The 20607-nt window shown below is 34.6% G+C and carries 33 protein-coding genes and 1 tRNA gene; 3 read left to right on the top strand and 31 right to left on the bottom strand.

Going from position 1 to position 20607, the window contains the following annotated elements; all coding sequences use genetic code 11:
* Both B3P23_RS09060 and B3P23_RS09055 read right to left on the bottom strand, forming a co-directional pair.
* Complete coding sequence (locus B3P23_RS09060; RefSeq protein ID WP_293925442.1) at positions 1-483, bottom strand: helix-turn-helix domain-containing protein; 483 nt, start codon at positions 481-483, stop codon at positions 1-3.
* A 1-nt stretch (position 484) separates the two neighbouring features.
* The gene (locus tag B3P23_RS09055) at positions 485-1042 is read right to left on the bottom strand and encodes a ParB/RepB/Spo0J family partition protein (RefSeq protein ID WP_293925441.1); all 558 of its coding nucleotides are present in this window, start codon (positions 1040-1042) and stop codon (positions 485-487) included.
* 53 nt (positions 1043-1095) lie between these two features.
* On the opposite strand from B3P23_RS09055, the gene B3P23_RS09050 reads away from it, so the two are divergent.
* Positions 1096-1326: a hypothetical protein gene (locus B3P23_RS09050; RefSeq protein ID WP_293925440.1), complete on the top strand. Its 231-nt coding sequence runs from the start codon at positions 1096-1098 to the stop codon at positions 1324-1326.
* Here the strand turns inward: B3P23_RS09050 and B3P23_RS09045 are convergent.
* Together B3P23_RS09045 and B3P23_RS09040 are read right to left on the bottom strand one after the other, a co-directional pair.
* Positions 1323-1514 carry a hypothetical protein gene (locus tag B3P23_RS09045; protein ID WP_293925439.1) on the bottom strand — a complete coding sequence of 64 codons (192 nt, stop codon included), beginning with the start codon at positions 1512-1514 and terminating at the stop codon, positions 1323-1325. The two genes, B3P23_RS09050 and B3P23_RS09045, sit on opposite strands and share 4 nt — an antisense overlap.
* A complete protein-coding gene (locus tag B3P23_RS09040; RefSeq protein WP_293925438.1) occupies positions 1474-1956 on the bottom strand; it encodes a hypothetical protein in 483 nt (160 codons plus the stop codon). The genes B3P23_RS09045 and B3P23_RS09040 overlap by 41 nt, the downstream gene beginning before the upstream one ends.
* A gap of 113 nt (positions 1957-2069) precedes the next feature.
* Here B3P23_RS09040 and B3P23_RS09035 point away from each other — a divergent pair, with 113 nt between their 5' ends.
* Entirely contained in the window at positions 2070-2846 is a 777-nt protein-coding gene (locus tag B3P23_RS09035) for a hypothetical protein (protein ID WP_293925437.1), read from the top strand.
* On the opposite strand, the gene B3P23_RS09030 is transcribed toward B3P23_RS09035, so the two are convergent.
* Complete coding sequence (locus B3P23_RS09030) at positions 2812-3348, bottom strand: hypothetical protein (RefSeq protein WP_293925436.1); 537 nt, start codon at positions 3346-3348, stop codon at positions 2812-2814. The two genes, B3P23_RS09035 and B3P23_RS09030, sit on opposite strands and share 35 nt — an antisense overlap.
* Positions 3349-3375: 27 nt before the next feature.
* On the opposite strand from B3P23_RS09030, the gene B3P23_RS09025 reads away from it, so the two are divergent.
* Positions 3376-4065, top strand: coding sequence for a hypothetical protein (locus B3P23_RS09025; RefSeq protein WP_293925435.1), 690 nt, complete (start codon positions 3376-3378; stop codon positions 4063-4065).
* Here B3P23_RS09025 and B3P23_RS09020 read toward each other — a convergent pair.
* The 26 genes from B3P23_RS09020 to B3P23_RS08895 all read right to left on the bottom strand — a co-directional run bounded on the left by B3P23_RS09020 (position 4049) and on the right by B3P23_RS08895 (position 20600).
* Positions 4049-4570 (bottom strand): hypothetical protein, encoded by a 522-nt coding sequence (locus B3P23_RS09020; RefSeq protein ID WP_293925434.1) that lies wholly within the window; start codon positions 4568-4570, stop codon positions 4049-4051. The two genes, B3P23_RS09025 and B3P23_RS09020, sit on opposite strands and share 17 nt — an antisense overlap.
* Before the next feature lie 44 nt (positions 4571-4614).
* Positions 4615-5436 carry a hypothetical protein gene (locus B3P23_RS09015; protein WP_293925433.1) on the bottom strand — a complete coding sequence of 274 codons (822 nt, stop codon included), beginning with the start codon at positions 5434-5436 and terminating at the stop codon, positions 4615-4617.
* Positions 5363-6196, bottom strand: a complete 834-nt coding sequence (locus B3P23_RS09010) for a Lin1244/Lin1753 domain-containing protein (RefSeq protein ID WP_293925432.1) — start codon at positions 6194-6196, stop codon at positions 5363-5365. Before B3P23_RS09010 ends, B3P23_RS09015 begins: the two co-directional genes overlap by 74 nt.
* A gap of 15 nt (positions 6197-6211) precedes the next feature.
* Positions 6212-6430 carry a hypothetical protein gene (locus tag B3P23_RS09005; RefSeq protein WP_293925431.1) on the bottom strand — a complete coding sequence of 73 codons (219 nt, stop codon included), beginning with the start codon at positions 6428-6430 and terminating at the stop codon, positions 6212-6214.
* A 43-nt stretch (positions 6431-6473) separates the two neighbouring features.
* The gene (locus B3P23_RS09000) at positions 6474-9062 is read right to left on the bottom strand and encodes a DNA methyltransferase (protein WP_293925430.1); all 2589 of its coding nucleotides are present in this window, start codon (positions 9060-9062) and stop codon (positions 6474-6476) included.
* Complete coding sequence (locus B3P23_RS08995; protein ID WP_293925429.1) at positions 9055-9474, bottom strand: hypothetical protein; 420 nt, start codon at positions 9472-9474, stop codon at positions 9055-9057. The genes B3P23_RS09000 and B3P23_RS08995 overlap by 8 nt, the downstream gene beginning before the upstream one ends.
* Positions 9467-10036 carry a hypothetical protein gene (locus tag B3P23_RS08990; RefSeq protein ID WP_293925428.1) on the bottom strand — a complete coding sequence of 190 codons (570 nt, stop codon included), beginning with the start codon at positions 10034-10036 and terminating at the stop codon, positions 9467-9469. The genes B3P23_RS08995 and B3P23_RS08990 overlap by 8 nt, the downstream gene beginning before the upstream one ends.
* The gene (locus B3P23_RS08985) at positions 10036-10449 is read right to left on the bottom strand and encodes a hypothetical protein (protein WP_293925427.1); all 414 of its coding nucleotides are present in this window, start codon (positions 10447-10449) and stop codon (positions 10036-10038) included. The genes B3P23_RS08990 and B3P23_RS08985 overlap by 1 nt, the downstream gene beginning before the upstream one ends.
* 34 nt (positions 10450-10483) lie before the next feature.
* Positions 10484-11530, bottom strand: a complete 1047-nt coding sequence (locus B3P23_RS08980; protein ID WP_293925426.1) for a hypothetical protein — start codon at positions 11528-11530, stop codon at positions 10484-10486.
* Between the two features lie 5 nt (positions 11531-11535).
* Positions 11536-12147, bottom strand: coding sequence for a hypothetical protein (locus tag B3P23_RS08975; protein ID WP_293925425.1), 612 nt, complete (start codon positions 12145-12147; stop codon positions 11536-11538).
* A gap of 39 nt (positions 12148-12186) precedes the next feature.
* Complete coding sequence (locus B3P23_RS08970; RefSeq protein ID WP_293925424.1) at positions 12187-13824, bottom strand: DEAD/DEAH box helicase; 1638 nt, start codon at positions 13822-13824, stop codon at positions 12187-12189.
* Between the two features lie 98 nt (positions 13825-13922).
* Positions 13923-14150: a hypothetical protein gene (locus B3P23_RS08965; RefSeq protein WP_293925423.1), complete on the bottom strand. Its 228-nt coding sequence runs from the start codon at positions 14148-14150 to the stop codon at positions 13923-13925.
* Entirely contained in the window at positions 14150-14461 is a 312-nt protein-coding gene (locus B3P23_RS08960; RefSeq protein WP_293925422.1) for a KTSC domain-containing protein, read from the bottom strand. The genes B3P23_RS08965 and B3P23_RS08960 overlap by 1 nt, the downstream gene beginning before the upstream one ends.
* Positions 14461-14805, bottom strand: a complete 345-nt coding sequence (locus tag B3P23_RS08955; RefSeq protein ID WP_293925421.1) for a hypothetical protein — start codon at positions 14803-14805, stop codon at positions 14461-14463. Before B3P23_RS08955 ends, B3P23_RS08960 begins: the two co-directional genes overlap by 1 nt.
* Before the next feature lie 46 nt (positions 14806-14851).
* Positions 14852-14925: transfer RNA gene (locus B3P23_RS08950), tRNA-Ser, on the bottom strand.
* Between the two features lie 112 nt (positions 14926-15037).
* On the bottom strand, positions 15038-15619 hold the full coding sequence (locus tag B3P23_RS08945) for a hypothetical protein (RefSeq protein WP_293925420.1): 582 nt from the start codon (positions 15617-15619) through the stop codon (positions 15038-15040).
* Positions 15616-15789, bottom strand: a complete 174-nt coding sequence (locus B3P23_RS08940; protein ID WP_293925419.1) for a hypothetical protein — start codon at positions 15787-15789, stop codon at positions 15616-15618. The genes B3P23_RS08945 and B3P23_RS08940 overlap by 4 nt, the downstream gene beginning before the upstream one ends.
* 10 nt (positions 15790-15799) lie before the next feature.
* Positions 15800-16459, bottom strand: coding sequence for a hypothetical protein (locus B3P23_RS08935; RefSeq protein ID WP_293925418.1), 660 nt, complete (start codon positions 16457-16459; stop codon positions 15800-15802).
* Between the two features lie 2 nt (positions 16460-16461).
* Positions 16462-16779 (bottom strand): hypothetical protein, encoded by a 318-nt coding sequence (locus B3P23_RS08930; RefSeq protein ID WP_293925417.1) that lies wholly within the window; start codon positions 16777-16779, stop codon positions 16462-16464.
* 7 nt (positions 16780-16786) lie between these two features.
* Positions 16787-17065 carry a hypothetical protein gene (locus B3P23_RS08925; RefSeq protein ID WP_293925416.1) on the bottom strand — a complete coding sequence of 93 codons (279 nt, stop codon included), beginning with the start codon at positions 17063-17065 and terminating at the stop codon, positions 16787-16789.
* Position 17066: 1 nt separating this feature from the next.
* A complete protein-coding gene (locus B3P23_RS08920; RefSeq protein ID WP_293925415.1) occupies positions 17067-17294 on the bottom strand; it encodes a hypothetical protein in 228 nt (75 codons plus the stop codon).
* 45 nt (positions 17295-17339) lie between these two features.
* A complete protein-coding gene (locus B3P23_RS08915) occupies positions 17340-18551 on the bottom strand; it encodes a hypothetical protein (protein ID WP_293925414.1) in 1212 nt (403 codons plus the stop codon).
* Positions 18551-18835 carry a hypothetical protein gene (locus tag B3P23_RS08910; RefSeq protein WP_293925413.1) on the bottom strand — a complete coding sequence of 95 codons (285 nt, stop codon included), beginning with the start codon at positions 18833-18835 and terminating at the stop codon, positions 18551-18553. The genes B3P23_RS08915 and B3P23_RS08910 overlap by 1 nt, the downstream gene beginning before the upstream one ends.
* Positions 18836-18905: 70 nt before the next feature.
* Positions 18906-19895, bottom strand: coding sequence for a recombinase RecT (locus B3P23_RS08905; RefSeq protein WP_293925412.1), 990 nt, complete (start codon positions 19893-19895; stop codon positions 18906-18908).
* Positions 19896-19907: 12 nt separating this feature from the next.
* Entirely contained in the window at positions 19908-20162 is a 255-nt protein-coding gene (locus B3P23_RS08900; protein WP_293925411.1) for a hypothetical protein, read from the bottom strand.
* Between the two features lie 132 nt (positions 20163-20294).
* Positions 20295-20600 carry a hypothetical protein gene (locus B3P23_RS08895; RefSeq protein WP_293925410.1) on the bottom strand — a complete coding sequence of 102 codons (306 nt, stop codon included), beginning with the start codon at positions 20598-20600 and terminating at the stop codon, positions 20295-20297.
* Positions 20601-20607 lie beyond the last annotated feature (7 nt).

Here is a 20607-nt window from a genome sequence, read left to right as displayed (position 1 = left end):
TTAACCTTCCTTTTTCTTCTTTGAAGCGTTCATGATGACTGACATAAAAGGACTACCTCCATCAAACTTATCGCCCTTATTAGTGAGGTCGGTTTGTTGACGGTTTTTCCAGTTTTCTGAATCTAAGTTCGTTAATGTGAAGATGACCGCTGTGGGGTTTGGCATAATCTTCTTCTTGACTCGCTTCTGTCGTTTTATAACTGGTTTACCCTCTTTGTCGTTTTCGTACTCAGTGCTAACTTCCTCGTATTCATGAACATCCAAAAGCTTCGCCAAACCTGAAGTAGCCATTTCTTTGAATGAAACAAGCCTACTTGATTCAGCCTTTTTAATAGCCTCCGCAAAATCCGCTTTATCTTTTTTCCATTTATAGAACTGTGTTTCTGAAAGACCAACAATCTTACAAGAATCAGCAATAGTATACTTGCCCGTTGATAACAGATCGCATAATTCACTTACTAATGTCTTGTTATACTTTGCCATATTATTTCATAGTTGCTTCGGGAAACTCCCTTAAAATTTCATTTATATGAGCTTTAATAAGCTCTTTATTATCATCTTGTGATAATTCAATCGTGATCCTACTTATTGATGTTGGTAGTTTAGTTTCTTCTTCATCGTTTAGATCTTCATCACCAAATGAAACGGGAATATCCATCCCCCATTCTATCAGTTGGCCCTCATCCCATTCATTGGCTATCATATTCCAGTCAGTACTACCAAAAGCAATATTATCTTTCATTAAAAAAGCCTTAAGTTTCTCAATGGAAGTAGTTTCAGGAAGAACTTTGCAAACAATTGATTTTATACCGAGATCAACACAAGCCCGGAATCTCATATTTCCGCCAATGATAACGTAAGCACCGGCATAAGGAAAAACTATTATTTCGCGAACTTTCATAAATTCAGGATCATCCGAAATAGATTGTTTCAGCTTTTCGAACTTATCGTCTTTGATAAACCTAGGGTTCGTAGGTAAACCTTTAATCTGGCCAGTATTAGGCCATATATACTTCGTTTCAATTGTTTTAACTTCAACCATATGTAGATAAATATATGTGCCTTTATCTGTGTTAAATTATTACCTTTGTACTTATGAATAAAAGAATAGCGCAGATTTATGTTGTGGTTGAAAATGGACGTGTTCTTTATGCTGATACAAATCTAAAGGATTTGCATAAAAACTTATTTTCTATTGCCCCTGACATTTCCTACATTATGCTTTATAACTCATTTCGAGAAAATCATACATTTGAAAGATCTTCAAAAAATGGAAGGGCTTTTTCTTTCCAAGTTATTGAGAATAAAGACTTCGTTAAAACCTAGTATCCCTTTTCCTGTAAGAAAGTATCTACTAAGAATCTCAATTCGGTATTTGTGGCGTCATCAAGTTTCGCAACAATACTAACAACGGTTTTAGGACTAGTGATATAAATATCAGTCTTGATCATTCCCTCTTTGCCCAAGTTACTTTCATATTGCTTTGGCTGTACATTCGTCTTTTTCTGTGCCATATTGCTCAATTATTATATTGTAAATATTGTCTACTTCTACTTTGAAATCGCTGTAAAGCTGGTAGAATTTAATCGATCGCTTTACATCAAAGGATATTGTAACCCTTGATATCTTCAATATCAAAATTAGACGCTTTGTTATACTTGAATCCAGATATCCATCGATCATGCCGACAATCAATTCAGGCTGATACAGCTTCATGATTACACCGATAAGTATACGTCGCATATGTGTATTGCTCTTTATCATTTCAGCATTGTATAGTTGTGCTTTTGTAACTTCCATAACTTGACAAAAAGTATCAACAATGCCTTCAATAATTTCTGTGTTATGAAAGGTAGAATCAGGAAGTTGCTCCCTGATTCTATTGATAACTTTTGTCGCCAGATCAGGAAACTCTCTATGCAATACATTAACTATAATTTGCGCAGGATAATTCATCAAGTCAAAGATAATGAAAAGTTGACAAAGTAGCGAAATAGTCTACTTTACTTTTCTTTGCGATCTTCTCGAAAACATTAAATACTTTTGTTTATAAACTTTTCATTTTTTATATGCCTAAAATTATTAACCCCGATAGCATTTCTATTGAGTCTTTAACAGAAAAATTAAATGGTCTTCAAAGTCAGTTTACAGCTCTAGAGAAAAAACATTCAGTTTTACAAGATTCTATTCAATCACTGAATCAAACAATAATCAGAGCTGATATAAAAACAAACTTTTTCACTGATCAATTAGCTTTTCAACTATTTTGTTTCTCTGTGGTTTTGGTTTGTATAGGTTACTTCTCATGGAAATACATTTTAGATCCTATAAATTCGAAAATTGACAATTTAAATAACGATATCACTAACATTAAAAATGAATTTATACCTGAGTCATTAAAAGAAATCCATGATAAACAGGATACTATAGTGCAAGAAACATTTGAAGCAAATTCTACTTCAATGAAAAATGTCATACTTGCATACATGGATAATACTTCTGGACTTAAATCTTTCGCTTATGATTTTTGCATAAGAATATTAGTTTTATATTCAAAATATCCCAAATTAAAAGATGCAAAAAACGAAAAATTTATATATGAACTGTGTCTTAAGTTAATTAAAGAATGTGAAATTGATACTCATTTTGTTAAATCTAGAGATGAAGGAATAAGAATGAATATTTCAATACTAAATTCAAATGTTAAAGAGATAAACAAAGAAACTCTTAGAAATATTGAATTAGAATACTTTCATAAAGTTAGATTATTAACTGTTAATCCTGAGGAGATTGACTTTATTAATATGGAAACTAATAATGGAGTAAATGTTCAAGATAATGGATAGTCTCTAGTGTTAACATCTCACTAGGTTGCCGTCTAATCAGTCGCCAACCTAGTGATTGCAATAAATTATTCTTTTCCATATCACGCTTAATCCCTACACCAGAGCTGTGGCCACTATTACCTTTTGCCCAAATACCCCCTTCTTGCTCAATAGCAATTTTTAAAATCTTTCCATCTTTTGCAATCGGTATTGCATAATCGATGCGGTAAAGTCTTTCCGTTGAGAAAAAGAACTCAGGCCACACATCTAATCCTAATTCTTGCTTGACAAAAAGAATAAAAGGATCTTTCTGATGTTCTTTATTTCTCAAATTTCTATAGTCATCAATCCATCCTGTTTTTAAGCCCTTTGTTGAATTGTATTTCTTTTTTGAAGTACTTATGCATATTTGAGCTTTTTCTTCTTCTGTAAGCTTATCTGTACGCTTAATCGTGTCTCCCAGACGTACCCAACCATTTTGCTTTAAATTTTTAACGAAAGCTGTTCCCCAGTTTGGTTTCATTTTGTATATTGTTTAAAATTTTATGAAATGGATATTAATACCCTTAACAATTATTTGTATGAATTAAATGTTCTTAAGAACCACTGGCAAAAAAATCCTGATAAAGCCCGAGATCTTCAGACAAAGATTATGGACGCTCTTAGAGAACTTAATCTATATGATAGCACTTCTGTGAAACCAGCCAATGCCTTTTTCAAGCCATTTATATCCTCATCTCCGGATCCTTATCATGATTCTATAACTTCATTGATTTCCCATCTTGAATCTAAAATTGCTGTTTACGACCATCGCCTTGAACTTGCAGCCCATAAAGCAAAAAAGGCAATAGAACAACATGATAGTGTTACCAAAGGAGAGCATGAAACTTTAAAGAAAGCTGTAGTTAGTGCTGCTGAGGCAATAAAACAATCAGAAACAAAAATTGCGACTTTAAATTCCAAGATAGTAAACCAAAATGCTATTATTGCTGAAAACGAAACTATAATCCACAAAAAAATATCAATTTGGAAAATCAAGTCAGGAGGTTTTTGGACATTTATTGTTGGATCGTTTATCGCGATATCATTTGGGCTGTATGAAATAGGAAAAGATAATGCGACAAAATTAGATGACACCGAAAAAGCCACCTTAAGAAGCTCAAACACTAAATTAAAAGATAGTATAGACATGATGAAATTGAAAATTGATAGTCTAGAAAAATTTAATAAGAAAGGTTAGTCCAATGGATTAAGCTTCCTTTGAAATCTTTATTGAAGTATTTGAAGAAGTCTTCCACTGTGGCAAAACCGTCATTCAACGCCAATTCTTTTGAGTTCTCACCATATTCGTATCCATGGTCAGTTTTTCTAAACGTGGTAAATGACCTATGACCAATAGTCACCCAAGCTACACCGCTGATCCATTCTATTTTGAATTCTTGAACACTCACACATTGAACTACAGGCGCAAATTGAAATCTATTCGGTGATCGGTTGTTTACCACAAAATGAATCTTCATTCCTGGTTTCCATCTTTCAGACTCATCTTTTCTGATCGTATGGATCTTTGGTTTTAAATAAGATCGCACATCCCAGTTGCTGCCAAACTTCGATCGATAATCTTCTAGGCTCTCAACATAATCAATCGCTTTACTTTGATTTGATTTCAACAATCCTAAATTTATCTTTTCGATGAAGTATGTTTTATCATCTTGCATGCCCATTTCCTTTGGCCATTTTTGCATAAATCCCAATGTCATAGTTGTGTAATGTAAAGTTTGTTAAATAGTTAATTTCTGTAATCAGGTGTATTTTCATCGAATGCAATGAAATTGCACATCTGTCTTAATCTTGATTTGACACGAAGTCCGTAGGCTTGCTCTATCTCATTACCTCCAATATTGGCAGTAAAGTGTGTCGTTGTGAATAATTCTTGCTCATATCGATTCAAAATGATGTCCCCAACAACGTCAATTTCATTTCCAAAGTTCTTTTTCACACTTTCGACACCAAGGTCATCAATACAGAGTCCAATACTTTTAAATCCAAAATTATAACTTGGATTAGAGGTGATCATATTTGAAAATTTATCAATTGTATGTTCACCACCGTTTTCTTTGGACAGGTAGCTGTCTGATATTTTACGGGCTGTTGTGAAAGAAAAAGGATTGGTTGAATTTACTGCGAATGCTTTTAAGATTGTTGTTTTACCGCATCCTACTGGTCCAACTAACATAATTCCTTTTTTGAAAGAAAATCCCTCATCTTCAAAACTTTCATCTTTTGAAAAATATGCAGCAAGCAAATCAATTATTTGTATATTGAATTCTGTTATTTTGAAATCTGGATTTAATTCTAAAACTCGCTTCATGAAAAATTCTTTTGTTTGCTCTAAATTCAATACTGGATATGTTACTGGCGTGTTTACTTTGTCCCAATATTTTTTGCGTTCAATTTGAAAATGTTTTGATTTTCTAGCTTGACGTAAAGCTTCATTTGTGATCGATTCAATTTCACTTTTAGAGAGATTGATATGATCATAATTTTGAATATCCTCCTGTTGGTACTTGACCATTAGTTCTTTGACCGGCTTTGAATGTTGTTTTTCCATCTTTATTATTTTTTTCGTTTTGAATTTTAAGATTAATCCAGTTTGTACAATGTTTTCTGTGTGCTTGAAGGTTTGCGTGCCCTTCATTTGATTTCTCGATATGGATGAAAAATTTATTCACCCATTCTTCTGTTTGATTTTTTGTGAGGTTGTGACTACTTGATGTTTTTGAAATAAATTCATCATCATTTAGTAAATCTTTTTTTGGAGAGTCGAAATCGAAGACTGAATATTGTTCCCACGGTACTTTTGGTAAATACTTCACTACTTCTTTTTCAAAATCTCCCGACTCTGTCGGAATATATATACTATCCTTTACTTTACTTTCTTTTCCTTTCCTTTCCTTTAAAGCATTGGGGTCGGATTGCGATGGTAATGCGTTCGCATGATTTTTGGATGCGTTCGCATTAGAATCTGTCTTATTCCATCTTTTAAGAGCACTCTGTTTCGCCTTTAAAGATTTAGCCTCACGCTTGTCAAGTCTGTTCAATACACTGTTCGACCAGAACTTTTCACCATCATTTTCAAATAGGCCGAAGTCATCTATTAGGCTTGCTATGCACTGTTCTGAAGTTCGTAATGCGAACGCATAGCTATCGCAATCCGAAATCATTAAGTAGCCACCTTGCTCGTATAGCATTTCTACTAAATCCCAATACACACCTTTTCCTTCTTGACCTAATCGCATTAAAACCTTTACAAGTTTAGGGTCATTTCTTGAGCCATAATCATGACTGAAATAGTACGTTTCTTTAGTCATTTTATTTGGAAATTTTTATATAGCTTCATCATTTTTTACATTCTCTTTTTCAAATAAAACTTGTTCAAAGTTTTCGAAATGAACTTCAATTTTATGGAGCAATTCAAGTTTATAATGCTCCCAATATTCACAATCTACTTCTGCATCATTAAGTGTATGGATCATTGTTGCTGCTATCTCTATTTCTCCAAATAAGTACTTAGAAATAGCGCAAAAGTGTTCGTATTGCTCCATAATAATCAAAGTTAATATTAAGTTGACAAAGTATCTATTTTGGCTACTTTTGAATTAAATCAAAAAGTGTAGGAATACTTTGTTTTAATTCCTCAGCCTTTAAGTAGTTTGCACCGTCGCTCCAATAGATTGGATTAAGCTCTATACCTAATCCTTTGCGATCTTTCTGTATAGCAACTAAAGGTACGGTACCTAGCCCAGCAAAATAATCTAGCACGATATCACCAGGATTTGACATCTGTTCAATCACACGTTCAACGATATCGATTTGAAATGGGCAGACATGCATTTCACGTCCCAAACTCCATTGTGAACCGTTAAGCGTTCGCATTCGTGTTATATCTGTCCAAACATCATCGGACCAACTTTGCGGTTGCAGCAACATAAAACCACTTGGTAATTTTCCTTGTGCTTCTAACCCTTCTGCAATAGCAACTACTTGCTCAAAATCCCAAACCTCAGTCAAAGAATGTGTTTTAAACAATTTGAAAATTGCATCAGCTTCAAGTTTTGACACTTCATCAGGATTTAATAATCTATCTCCGGATGATCGCGTAAAACCGTGCGCATCCATTTGCCAACGAGCACGAGAATATCCTTTACCATTCCATTTTGCTTTATCACGCTCAAAAGATCGCTTTTCTTTTACTACCGGAACATCAGCATAAGAATTAGTTGTATCACTAGGAGCTTTACGAAAGAGTAATAAATACTCAGGCATACCGACACCCATCTTTGAACCGTCCTTGCATTGTTCTGTCCATCCTAGACGATAGGTTTGATTATTTTCACGTACCACATCAGTGACAATCGTCTTCATACCGATAAAGGCAAAACCATGTTTTTGATAATGCTGAATCACATCTAAGTGAAAAGGATATGTTGTTTGGAATCCTAAACCATTGATCCCTCCAGGTATGATGCGGTCTTTCACATGTATTGCGCAGATTCTCCCGGGCATTAAAACCCTTAATGCTTCTGGTGTGGAATAATCCATTTGTTGAAAGAATTCTGCCGTACTCTCAGAATGACCATAATCAGCATAATTTGGCGAGTACTCGTATTGTGTTGCAAAAGGTATTGATGTTAATATTAAACCAATACTATCACTTTTAATACGAGGAAGCTCTTTTATATTATCGTTATTGACAAATGAATAATTCTTTCCCTTTACTTCTACTCTTTCAACTCCCATTTTACGTGTCAACAGCTGGGCCATTGCAGCTTGAGAGAGTCCATATTTTTTTACTATATCAATCATTTTATCTACCATAATATTGTGATTTCTCCATTTAGCTTCTAATTGTTTTCTGATTTGACGTTCTGCTTCTGTATAGATTAGATCTATTCGCACAGTGCCAGTTTGCCCAAATCTTAAAAGGCGGTGAATGGACTGAATGAAGTCATTAAATTTAAATCCTATTCCTGAATAAATTGCCCAACTGCAATGTTTTTGAAGATTGGTACCAGAACCAAGCATTGAAGGTTTAGCTGCAATCTGAGCCAATTCACCGCAAGAAAATTGCATTACAATCTCCTCTCTTAATTCAAGCTTTTGACTTCCAAATACTGACTTACTATTAGGAAAAAGCTTTTCAATCATTTTACGCTCATCTTCCAGATCATGCCATAAAATAAGATGAGCATCTTCTTCTTGACTCAATTCGTACATTTTATGCACTCTTTGCTTTAGACTTTTACGTTTTTCTTTCGCGGAACCTTCAAGTCCGATCGCTGTTTCGGCAAATGCTTTAAATTGACCATTCTTTTCGGTACCTGCAGCACTGTGATCGGTTGGTATTTCATGCCAACGAACATCTAAAGGCGGTAAAATGTAACCTTGATCATCAGATTCATTTCCTGTTAAATCAGAAGGTTTTGAAACAAACAATGCCCAGGATGCGACCCACAACCAAAACTCTTCTACTTTATGAGAATAGATGGTAAGCTTATCAGCTTTTGTACTATCCCGTTTGAAAAATCGTGTTTTCGCTTGAGATATATCCATTATCCCCAAAAAGTCAGCATATGCCAATAGTTCAATATAATCGTTTGGAGAAGGTGTTGCGGTTGCAACAAAACGATATGCGACAACGTCTGTACCTCGGCGGCTACCATGTACACCGGCATCACCTGTAAATAACCTCATAAATTCACGGAAAGTCTTTGAACCTCCAAGGCCACGCAGAACAGAAGCTTCATCAAGACTGGCAACGCTGAACAATCGAGGATCTAACTTACCATCGCGAACAGTCTCATAATTGGTAATGTAGATTCCAGTTTCGTCCGCTTCCTCAATCCGACGTATGAATTTCGGACCACACTCCCATCCAAGTATATTAACCGCATCTTTGGAGAATTCAGCACGAACACCAAGCGGTGCAATGATCAAACCTCGACCACCTACTTTCGTGAGCATAATTCGGACAGTTTCTAATTGTGTAACTGTCTTGTGCAATCCAAAAGAAGCAAAGCATGCACGTCTACCGCCCTCTACAAGCCATTTAACCATTAGTTTGTTATGAGGTTTCAATACTGGATTAATTTCATTTAGATCACAGTCAAAACCGTCAGGTTGAGCAAGTCTAATTTTAGATTTCAGAAAGTCTTCATACTGAATAGAATCAATCATTTGATACTCCTTTCAAGCTTTCTAAAATGTACTTTACCGCAAAACGCCAACCATCCTTAAAAATTGGATTTATGTGACACCATGAATAAGAATCGCGCACTTTGTTTATTTGTTCCTTAGTGGGTAATAAATGAAATCTTTCAATCAATTCATTTACAAGATGTCTTGCACCTTGCTCGTCTAGTAATCTGATTGAGTTAACTAGAAATGTCGTTGTTAACTCTCGTTTATCCTGGATATGATCAAGATTAATTTCCTCCAACCACCATTGAACAGGTTTATCATTATCATTTTTCAACCAAACATTTAGGTGATTTGAGAAAGGTCTTGAACCGTTATTAGTAGCATAGTATCCTTCGTTTTGGGGAAATCGCTCTGTAGCGATAACCTTTCTGTATAGTTTATTATCCATTAAGTGCCTCCTTAATGATTGTGACGCGCTGTTTACCTTGAAACCATGTATTAGTTGCTTCTGATCGTAAAAACTCGTTAAACTCTTTTAATTTTAAAACCATTTCTTCACTTGGTTCCCAGTCTTCATGAATTTCATCAGCAAAGTGATCGTAATCAATTTCTTTAAATGACGATTCTTTGCAAACACAAAGCATGAGATCTTCGATTTCTAAATCAGGATCACCATCTAAATACTCTATAATATCATCTGTCGTGAAAAAGTAAGTGTCATCATTAAATATACAAAGTGGCGTTACACGATCCCATTCAACTAGTTGCAACTGATTGTAACGTTCAATCTCGTCCAATAGCATACAGTGAGAACACTTTGTTCTATAAGAATAATCCTTTTTGAATTCAACACCGCAATCAGAACAATTTTCATGTGTAATAAAATTTTCAATACTTCGATGACCAACTGGAGTAAGATTTATCGTTTTGCCATCAACAACAATACAATCAACTTCGATTTTTCCTTTTTTAATCTCAAGGTCTTTACGGGTAATTTTTTTATTTTCCATTATTGTTGAGTTTTTAAGATGATTTCTTCCAAATTGATTCCTGGATAAAGCTTTGCAACGTGTTCAACGATTGCTTTCCATCTTTTTTCAGGTGTTTTGGCTACTAGATGCAATATTCTATTGTTTGCAGATTCTATCACCCGAACTTCTTCAATACGCTGATTAATTCTAGCGATCATAAATCGGCAAAAATTCACTTGCTTTTTAGTCCGCAAGTCCTGATTTACTTCATGGTTAGCTTGATTATTACGATAATCTAAACGAACCTCTTCGAGTCTTTTTTGAAGTTTTATAACTTCAACTTCATTATCTATTTCTTCTAATGTGAAACGACCGTAATAGTCATTTATATAGAATTGTTTAGGAGCTTCACTTTGAACCTCTTCTTGTTTTTTGAATAATTTGTCAAACATGATTTTAAATTTTATTTGATGGTTATTTGATTAATTAATCTGTACATGTCCCCGAATCACAACTTGCGTAATCGATAAAGTCCATTTGCATTTGAATAGGAAGTTTTAAAATGTATTCCATTGACATCGGGATTGTTTTATTTCGGACTTTACCTCTTTTAAAAGTGCGTCCTGGCTTATTTTTTTCAGCATCGGCAGCCCATTGCATTCTATTCCAATTTGAAGGATTTGACCATTGCTTTTGTAATTCTTGTATTTTATGATGAAAACACATTACACAATTAGATATTTCGGGAAAAACATATTCTGGTCTACCTCCCCAATATTTTACAACATCTTTATTGGTAATTCCGTGTTCTATCAAGGGAAAGTCTGGAACTCGATAATAATCGCTGTCGTAATAATTGAATGGAACCTTTTTAAATATCCTTTCACCTCTTTTTACAGAACCTTCAATGTCCATAACATCCCACCATCGAACCAAATAATCAGGTATTTGACATAAATTAATGACTTCTTGCATATCGAAACTAGGATTCGGAACTCTATCTTTAATCTCAACAATTTTAAAAAAGATATTTACGGTTCTGTCTAATTCATCTAAACGAAATCCCAACCTCATTTTAACGGGATCAACTTTTGATATTCTTGATCTTGTGTAATTATAAATTGGAAGAACCTTTAAATAATCGGTGCATAATCTCTTTTTTGAATTAGGTAAGAAATCATTCGCGATATCATCGTAAGTCTTGTATCTCTTAGTACCCCAATTATGAGCAAATACAACATTTATTTTCCCACACCTCCCAGCACCCGACTTTAGCCCTAATTCTTGAGTTAACTTATGCATAGCAACAAGCGTCAAATCATCCTCTGCACTCATCCAAAAGCCAGGGTGAAACATTCTTAGCCAATCTTGAGCCTCATTTAATCCAACAATCTTATTCCTAGCTAAAGCTGTTTCCCTTGTGTATTTATAAGCTTCTTGCTCAACACAGGCAAATATTTCATGATCAGCAGGAAAATGTATTGCCATGAAAGAACTTGTCTTACCTCCGGATAATGAGTTTACTGTGATCATAATATTTAATCAGTACAAAACGTGTCTTCTACTTCTTGCCTTTCAAAAGCAATATCATAAACTTTGATATTACCATCTTCATCAACCAAAATAGGTTGAACGTTAATCGACTCAAGAACATTTCTACGTTCAGATATCATTGCGACGGCTTCATGATTTGATTTTCTAGCCTTATCAAGTACTGCATCAAAGAATTTTACCTGCTCACCCAACAAACTGTAATTGGTTTCATGGCCATTCAATCTCAAAGCTTCTTGATAGATTTCGTTTTCGGGTTTAATTGCAAGTGCTGCATTACATTGAAAAATACCAAAAGCAATATTTTCAAAATTTTCTTGAGAATTATTTGAAACAAATCTGATTTTGCATGCTGTATTAAGCTTTTCAGCTATTGCAATGATCCTATCAAGATCTTTTTTCAAATCTAATATTTGAGGAGTTTTAAGAGTGGGATCGATCGCTTTCAGCTCGTTTGAAATAACTTGCAGATGCTCATAAGCAGAATACCGCAATGATCCTGCAGATGCAATTACAATGCGTAATGCATCAATCATTCTTTTCTGAACATCAATAATCATTTGATTTTCGGTTGATGTTCTTGTTCTTTTTGATTTCATAAATTACATTTCAGTTGACAAAGCAGCCAATTAGGCTACTTATTGGTTAAATAAATTTGCAAAACTGTCTATGATGCTAACCTCCGTTAAATCTTCGTTTCCAGTTACTGCATTCGCAATTGATCTCTTTTTCTGAATCAAATCATAGTTCCATTCATCGATCGTATCACGACCAAGGAAATATGTACACATGACATTGTTGTTTTGTCCCATTCGATAAAGTCTATCTTCCGCCTGGTCCATAATTGCTGCATGCCAGCCAAATTCGATAAAGCAAATCTGTGTTGCAACAGTTTGAAGACCATCAACACCAACACCACCAGCCTTTAAATTCAATACAATTACATCAACATTTGGATTTGTTTTAAAAGCATCAACAGAAGCTTGTTTTTGCGTAGCATTCTCCGCACCGGTTAATCTTACTGATCTCGGAAACTTTTCTTGTACTGCAGCAATAACTTCTTTCAAAGAAGCAAATACAACTATCTTTTGACCTGCATCAATTACATCTTTAATAAACTCAAAAGCATCTTTAAGTTTACCACGTGCAGAAATGTTTTTAAGGATGCCAATACGTACCATGACCTCACCTTTCATTGATTGCTGAATTTTATCTTCAGAAGCATTTTTATAATTCTTCATATAAGCTTCTAAGTCATTCATAGCGTGATCATATTCTTTTCGTGACTCTTTATTCAAATCACACAAAATAACTTGTCTAGCTTTGTCAGGAAGGTATTTCTTTACCTCTTCATCAGTTTTGTTTCTTCTAAAAAAGCATACTTTATTTAATTTGTAATTTAGCTCCTTTAGATTAGAAGCACCATTAGGACCCCCACAATAATATTCAACAAAGTGTTTATATCCTCCAATTTCTACAAGACGATTCATGATACCAAGTTGAGCAATCAAATCATTGGGCTTGTTAATAAGTGGAGTACCTGTCAACAAAAAGACAGTTTCTTTTCCAGCAGATACACCTTTAGCAATCTTTGATGCCATCGTTGATACAGCTTTAAGGCGGTGACTTTCATCAAAAATAATTGATTTGTAAAAATCAACTGCTTTTTTCTTGAAGTGGTAATTCTTCAAAGTAGGCTTTTTCTTCTTTCCATCTTTATCGAATCCAGGATCTGTAATGTGATCAACAAAGAATTTTTTCAGACTCTCATAATTAACAATATAGAATTGAGCAAGACCAGTTCTGTAAAACTCCTGATAAGTGTGCTTCATACCATCAGATAAAACAACTGCCTTACGGTGTACAGTATTCTCAATTTCTCGCTTCCAGTTCTCCTTTACAGCACTAGGACATACAATAAGACAAGGGTATGAAGCCTTACCTAATTGATGCAGTGCTTCTATCGATGCAATTGCTTGAAAAGTCTTACCAAGCCCCATGTCATCACCAAAGAAAGTTCTTTGCTTATCGATCGCATATGCTATTCCAGTATTCTGATAAGGCCGTGGCTCACGCTTCAATGGAATTTGAATTGTCAATTCAGGAAGCGCAGGAATAATAAAATCTGTTTTTTCTTCCTGGACGACTTTATGCCCAAATTGCAGTTTATGAACTTTACAAAATCTTTCAACTTCATCACGATATTGAGATGGAACCATCCATGATTTATCGTTATGATCGAATTTTCTTTCAGGAAGTTGTTTTACAGCTTCCACTATTTTTGGTTTATATGGAAATTCTATTTTAAAATAGTTTCCGACCGGCACTGCGCTACCATTCATATTTCATTAAATTTTACGGGTAATTACCCTTTTTACAAAATTTCAAGATCAAAAGACCTTAATTGAGGGTTTTTACCCCCAATTTTTAACTTAAGGCCGTTTGATTCGATTATGCGTTTCGCGATTTCAACAGATGAATCCAAGTCGCCTACTCGAAATTCATATTTTTGTTGAGAGACAAGAACACGAGGCTCAGGATGAAGGAAGATCTTTTTAAAATTTTCAAAATCCTTATTTGGTTTTATTGTTTTCTTTGCCATTATTGCTTCTCAGATTTGGTCATAATTTGGTGAATCAATTTTGTAGAGGTGTACTTACCTGAAATCTCAGCTCTGATATATTTACCAATACTTTCAGCTTGAGAAGCTTTTTTCACAACCTCAGGATCCACATCTTTATAGATGTAAGTTCCACCATTCATGAACTGTACAAAGAACTCACAAGTTTCTTTTCCTTCATCTTGTTTGTGTCCGCAAAAATCGACATTGCTGGAGGGCAGTTTAAAAACTGCATAATCTTCGTAACGTGCGTCTACCTCGTAGCTCACATCGTAAAATGTTAGTTTTTTCATTATCCAAATTCAATAAATTCACTTTTTGAGTGAGCCAATAAACAACCATCTCTAAACTGAATAGAACGATCTTTCAGTTCGCCTTCACTCAACTCCGGGATTATCGTTTCGAGATAATCTGCAATTAATTTGCAATCATCTGGAGAGATCTCTCCGTCACAATCAGATTGATGAATGAGACGCTGCAATCCTGGGTTTTCAATGGTTTCTTCAGGAACGGTGCCTCCGAAACCATTGAAATTCATTACATCCGTTTTTAAGGAATGATCAACTAATCCTTTTCTAAATCTCATAAAAGCACTGTAAGCTCCATGAAATGCATTGTGTGTGGTGTCTAACCCCATAATATTTAAGTATTAAAATTTAATTGTGGCAAATTCGCCGTATTTGTAGGGATGACGGGACTCGAACCCGTTCCATCCTGAAATTCCTTCAGGTGCTTTAACCGTCTCAGCCACATCCCTAACCTTTTAACTTTAGCTTTTATTTCAACCCTGATAATCAGCTTGTAAGAACGCTTCCAGACCGTTAAAAAATCTGTTATTTATTGTATTATTTATTCAAATTCTTCGCCACCTAAATCATTGTCAGCTGCTTCAAAATCAAGTGACATCTGTGCATCAGGAGCGATTTTACCATCATATAAAGAAGTGCTTCTTCATTGCAATGATTTATGATTCCTCTCAACTCAATAGAATGATCATAAGTTTCCTCATTATCACCACCTTCATATTTGGTGAATAGCGTATTAAGATTTAAGATCCCTGTTTTACCGGTTCTTGAACCGGATAATGTTACGCCTTCATGCTCACCGCTTCCACCAATTGAATAGCTGTTTACCTTGTAGCGCTCCAAAGAATCTTCGTTGTCATCCAATTCGTAGAAAGTTTTATTTTGAGCTTCTACCTGGTCGCAAAGAATTGCTAAATGAGAACGTAAAAAATTAAAAGCTTTTTTGACATCATCGTGAACAATGTTTTTTCCTTCCCGTGTATAGTTTCCAGTTAAAGTTTTGACTTTCTCTACACCATCGACTATTTCGGTTATTGTTACAACTTCTTCGAAGGATAAATCAAGCATATCATGCTTCGTGATTTTGGCTTTAGTAATCTTTTTTGAAACGCTAATATTAGCGTTAGTAGTTATTGTTTGTCTCATGGTTGTACTGTAATTTCCCTATTTAAATCCTTTTGAAACTTCTCCCTAAACTCTTTATAGTATTCATGCTGTGCACGAGAAACCAATAATGGTTCTATTTTTAAAATCCTTGCGATTTTGAAGATATCCGATTCGGGATATTTTTTTAATGCTTTTATGATTGCGTTCATTCTTTTTGATTTATGCTGCAAAACCATCGACTAACATCCAGTACTTAAATGATAAATCTTGATACTGTGATTTGCCGTAATTATATAATTTGTCACCTCTTTTAATAGGTATTTTAAAAACCTGCTGGTTTACTTTGGATATGCCAATTAGCATATCATCATTAGTCCCTTCAATATCCATGTACCAAGCTCTCGATCTGAAATAATCAAAGAAATCACAAGCTTGCTCAAATTCCTTTTGGGTTTTAGCCATGGTACTTTTGATATCACCTCCCATTTTCCATTTTCTAACCAGTAGGTCCCATTTGCAACGAACTCCTGCAGATAGTTGAAATTCAAATGCATTGTGAATGATTGGAAAATCATGTGATATGGATATGCTTTGAAAATCTGCGTTCTCTGAAATCATTTTACAAAACGGATCTTTGTAGTATGACTTCTTCATCTCCTTTGCCAAATCGAAATCCTCTTGCATATAGTTCCATGATTGACCTTCACAAGTAAGAGCATAGTAATCTACTTTATGAGGTTCAGTGATCATGTAATCAAGCAAAGAACCAAAAGCATAAGCTCTGTATTTATCCCCAAAAACAGGCTTTGGATAAAGCAATTCTTTTAAAGATGATAAATCAGAATTGCTCACTTCTTTGCGTAAATAATATGGATCCATTATCACAAGTATTCAAAAGAACCATTATCATCAAATTCCATAGAACCTCTAAACTCTTTAGCATGTCGTTCTCTAATCTCTTGAGACCAACCCTTTTTAAGCATCCATGCTTCATGCTGCTCTTTGGTCATTTCAACGTATCCAAAGAATTCAAGTTCATCACCAATAAAATTAGGTACATTAGACAAAGAGTCCCCTGCAACTGTATAATTATTACCAACCCATGGATTATTGTTATGTGTGTTATCTATTACTTTACCACCGAAATTTGATGCATGACGCTGTGCGTCTTCTTTATTGAAAAAATGCGAATTTCCCATTGTATGTTTATTTTAAATGTGTATTACAGTACGTAATGAATGATTGAAAATCTTTTTGGATGTACTCACAATTCTTTCTTATATCATTAGAAGGATTGCTTGATTTGCTTAATCTGTAGCTTTTTAAAAACTCTTTAAAACCATTGGAATTCCATCGACAATGTTGTTGATCTTTAGGAATTCCTTCATAGAATCCTAAAATTTCTTTTGCTTTTGGATAAACATTAAAAACATGTTTAAAAACTCCGTTAAAGGCAGTTCTGCGATCACCATATTTATAGGCCATGTTAGTCTCTCAAGAATCCCAAAATCTCTTTAATATTGATATCATTCTTTCCTTGAAGAATAATTTTTCCGGTTTTCATTACATTGACAATGCTACCGGTGCTTAGTCTGATTTGATGTCCTCCAGGGATCTCTTTTTCGATGGTCACAAAATAGTTGCGACACTGAAGCTTTCCCTTGATAACTTCAATTGTGGTTTGATAATATATTTTTAGAGCGGTTTGGTACATGATAGAAAGTTATAAGTTTTAAAAGGGGGATTTTCACCCCCTAAATTATTTTGCAATTACAGCCTTTATGTCTTCAACATACTTGACACTAGGATGCTCGATCATTTCTGAGGTGGTATTAGCAATCTTTTCAACCTCTTTTTTCATTTGGTTTAAAGACTTTTTGCTAAAAGTTTCCACATCTAAGGTTATTCCAACCTTCTCAAAATAAAACATGAATATTGCGCCCAGTCCAGCAACGTCGGAAACTTCAATTACATAGCTTTTCTTAACTTTTTTAGCTGCTGTCGCAACTTCAGCCATTTCAAAATGAGCATTGAATAAGTTTTGAGCTTCACCCATTGATTTTTCAGACTCAAGTTTTGCAGTATCTTTTTTTGCTTGATCCTCTTGTTCGATCTTTAGTTTATCAGCCTCAAGTTGTTTGCGTTTTTCAGCTTCCATTCTAAGCTGTTCAGCTTCCTTGGCACTTGCTTTTGCAATTCTTTCAAGCTCATTTTTCTTGCTTGGTAACTGATCAATGGCCTGCTGTTTATCGACCTCCATGTTTTCTCGAAAATTCGCAGACAACTCAAGATATAGTTTACGATTTACATCTTCTGCTATGGCCCGAACCTCCTCAGAGCTTAAATAAGTTGAAAAAAGTGGACATTCAAGTTTTTCAAATGCATCACGAGGATAATCAATTTTGACATCATTAAGCTTAGTTGTAACCTCTTTAAAGGTATCCAATGTAGCTTCATTTACAAGCTTGGAAATGTATGCTTTGAAAGCATAAAGCTTTTTATTATATGCTTCGCGAATTGTTTTTTCAGCCTCAACTCTTAAAGAAATGCGTTCTTTTTCAACATTTTGTTTGCGCAGAATCTCAGCTTCTTTAGCTTTACGTTCCTTTTCTTTAGCTGTTGCCCATGTATTTCTATGAGCTTGAAGCTTATTAAAAATACTATCTGCTTTTTGAGGATTTAAAGGATTTTCCAGACTAGTGAATTCGCTCGAAATCTTTGTTAAAATTTGAGTAATTGGTGTACGTCTATCGTAATTGATTTGCAAAGCTTTCTTAGCATTAACCTGCCATTTATTCACCTCTTCATCAATTTCATCACTCATTCCCTCCGCTTCGATCGTATCTAAGAGCGATCTTGCTTTAGAATTAGCTTGAGTAAATAAATTTCTGTTCTTAATTAAAACAGGCTCTGCAAGCATCAAAGTAGAAGAAACTTCTTCAAACTTGATCATTTCTGTTGTAGCTTCCATTATCGACCACCTCCCATCATTTCTGCTAACATCGCGAATGGATTGCTCATTACCTGATTCAGTTTACCAATAGTATCAGCCATTTTAAAACATGCTAAAGCAAGTTCATTTGGATTATCACATATTTGCGACACTTCATTCATCATTGTTGATATTGGCGCTTCACTTGCAATACCTTTTGAAAGTAATTTCGCAATCTGATCAAACTTTTCATCTGATACACCTAACACTTTTACAATATTATCCTCTTGAGGATTTACAGCGGTTACTTCTAAATTTTTCATTTTGTTTATAATAAATGGTGATTAATTCAATTAAATAGTTGACAAAGTATCCGTATTGGCTACATTAATTCTAAAATATAGGCTCGTCATCTTCATTTTCGACTTGAGAAGTTTCAACCGCATCGACTACCTTGGCCTCTTCTATTGCTTGTTCGAAAGAATCGAAAGCTTCTTCTTGAACTTCTACGTGATCAACATCCTCTGTGAATTCAGAAACATCAAAACCTTGTCGTACTGCTTCTTCGTGTGAAGGAATAAAGCTATCAGGCTGCTTAACCTCTGCAATTACTCTCGGAAGTAATTTAAAAGCATGTTTCAATATTTTTCCCTCGAAAAACTTTTTATCAATCTGCCCCACTTTGGTGGATACTTTCACCTTATTTTCATAAGTAACCTCATAGCCATACATAGGGTTAGCATGGCCTTTATTCTTCTTTTTTGAAGATGCTTCCCATTTAGCAATATCGGTTAAATCGTATGTTTTAAACTCTGCAGAACCATTTGGATACTCTAACAAAATAAATCCATTAGTTATTTTAGAATCTTCGGTACGATCCCCTCTTTTCCATTTCACCCAAGTACGGCCATATTCATTTACACTCTCATCGTATTGATCACAGTCATATACAACAGTAGGATTGCCGACATGAGAAATTTGACCAGTTTCCATACGTATTTTCTTTTCTCCATAAGGAGAAGGCTGGGCAAGAACTTCTTTTATCCAAACATCTCTACCTTCAACAGTAACTTGTCTATTTCCAGGAATAAGGTAAACATCAGATTGCGAACCACCATCTAAGGATAATTTCCAACCTCCCACTTGCATTAAAGCAGTAAATAACGACATGGGTGTACATTGTTTAAGTTCATCGCTTTCAGATATTCTTTTTGCAAAATTGTCTTTCTCGCGTTCGTAAAATGCAACAGCTTGATCGTCTGAAACTCGGTACATAGATTTGAACTTTCTGACAAAATGATCACCAATCACTTTATCAGTAGCGATCGCCATTGGTGAAAGCTCTTTGATATATTTGGAGGTTAATTCGATTTGATTTGACATTTTTATTAAATTTTATAATGTGTAATAAGTTTTGTGATCTTCATCATCAATTATTTTCTGAATCTCTATTTCAATGAGAGACGCCTTAATATGATCTCTCCAATCTTGAAACTCCTTTACATCTTGAACTGATTTAAATTTGTTTCTTACAATTGATTTTGCTCTTTTTGGAGGCTCTGCTGACTTAATCATAAGTCTTATAATATTTACTATTAAAAAGACTTTAAACACCACCATTGCAATTAAAAACAAGCTAACTAGCGACATGTGATTTTGATTTAAATTTTTGATTATGCTTAGTAATAAAATCCACTTTAAATGCATCGATCTGCATTTTCCTTTTTTCAGAAAGTGATACTGACATTTTATCGCTATCCTCTCCTTTTACATAAACTACTTTCATGCACTAAGAAAATTTGATTTACTTTTCACAAAAATTGATTGATCATATTGGAAAGACTTGTCAATAACCTGAACTCTACTTGACCAACTTTCATTCGGGATTAATTCAACCTCAGCATTCGGATATCGAAGTATCATCCTTTTTTTCCAGCTTTCAAATGAAGTCTCATTGTTAACTGACGTTCCGCCATCATTCGGATTCGGTAAATGGTAATTACCAAATGATACATGGCTCAAATTTTCTACAATGTTACCATAAGTCAGATTTCTTAATCTGATTGGTTTTTCTAACTTTGTGTTCATAACCATA

The organism is Sphingobacterium sp. UBA6320 (assembly GCF_002440335.1).
Taxonomy (GTDB): Bacteria; Bacteroidota; Bacteroidia; order Sphingobacteriales; family Sphingobacteriaceae; genus Sphingobacterium.
Note: the sequence above shows the minus strand (reverse complement) of the source record. Positions and strands in the feature narration are given on the sequence as shown.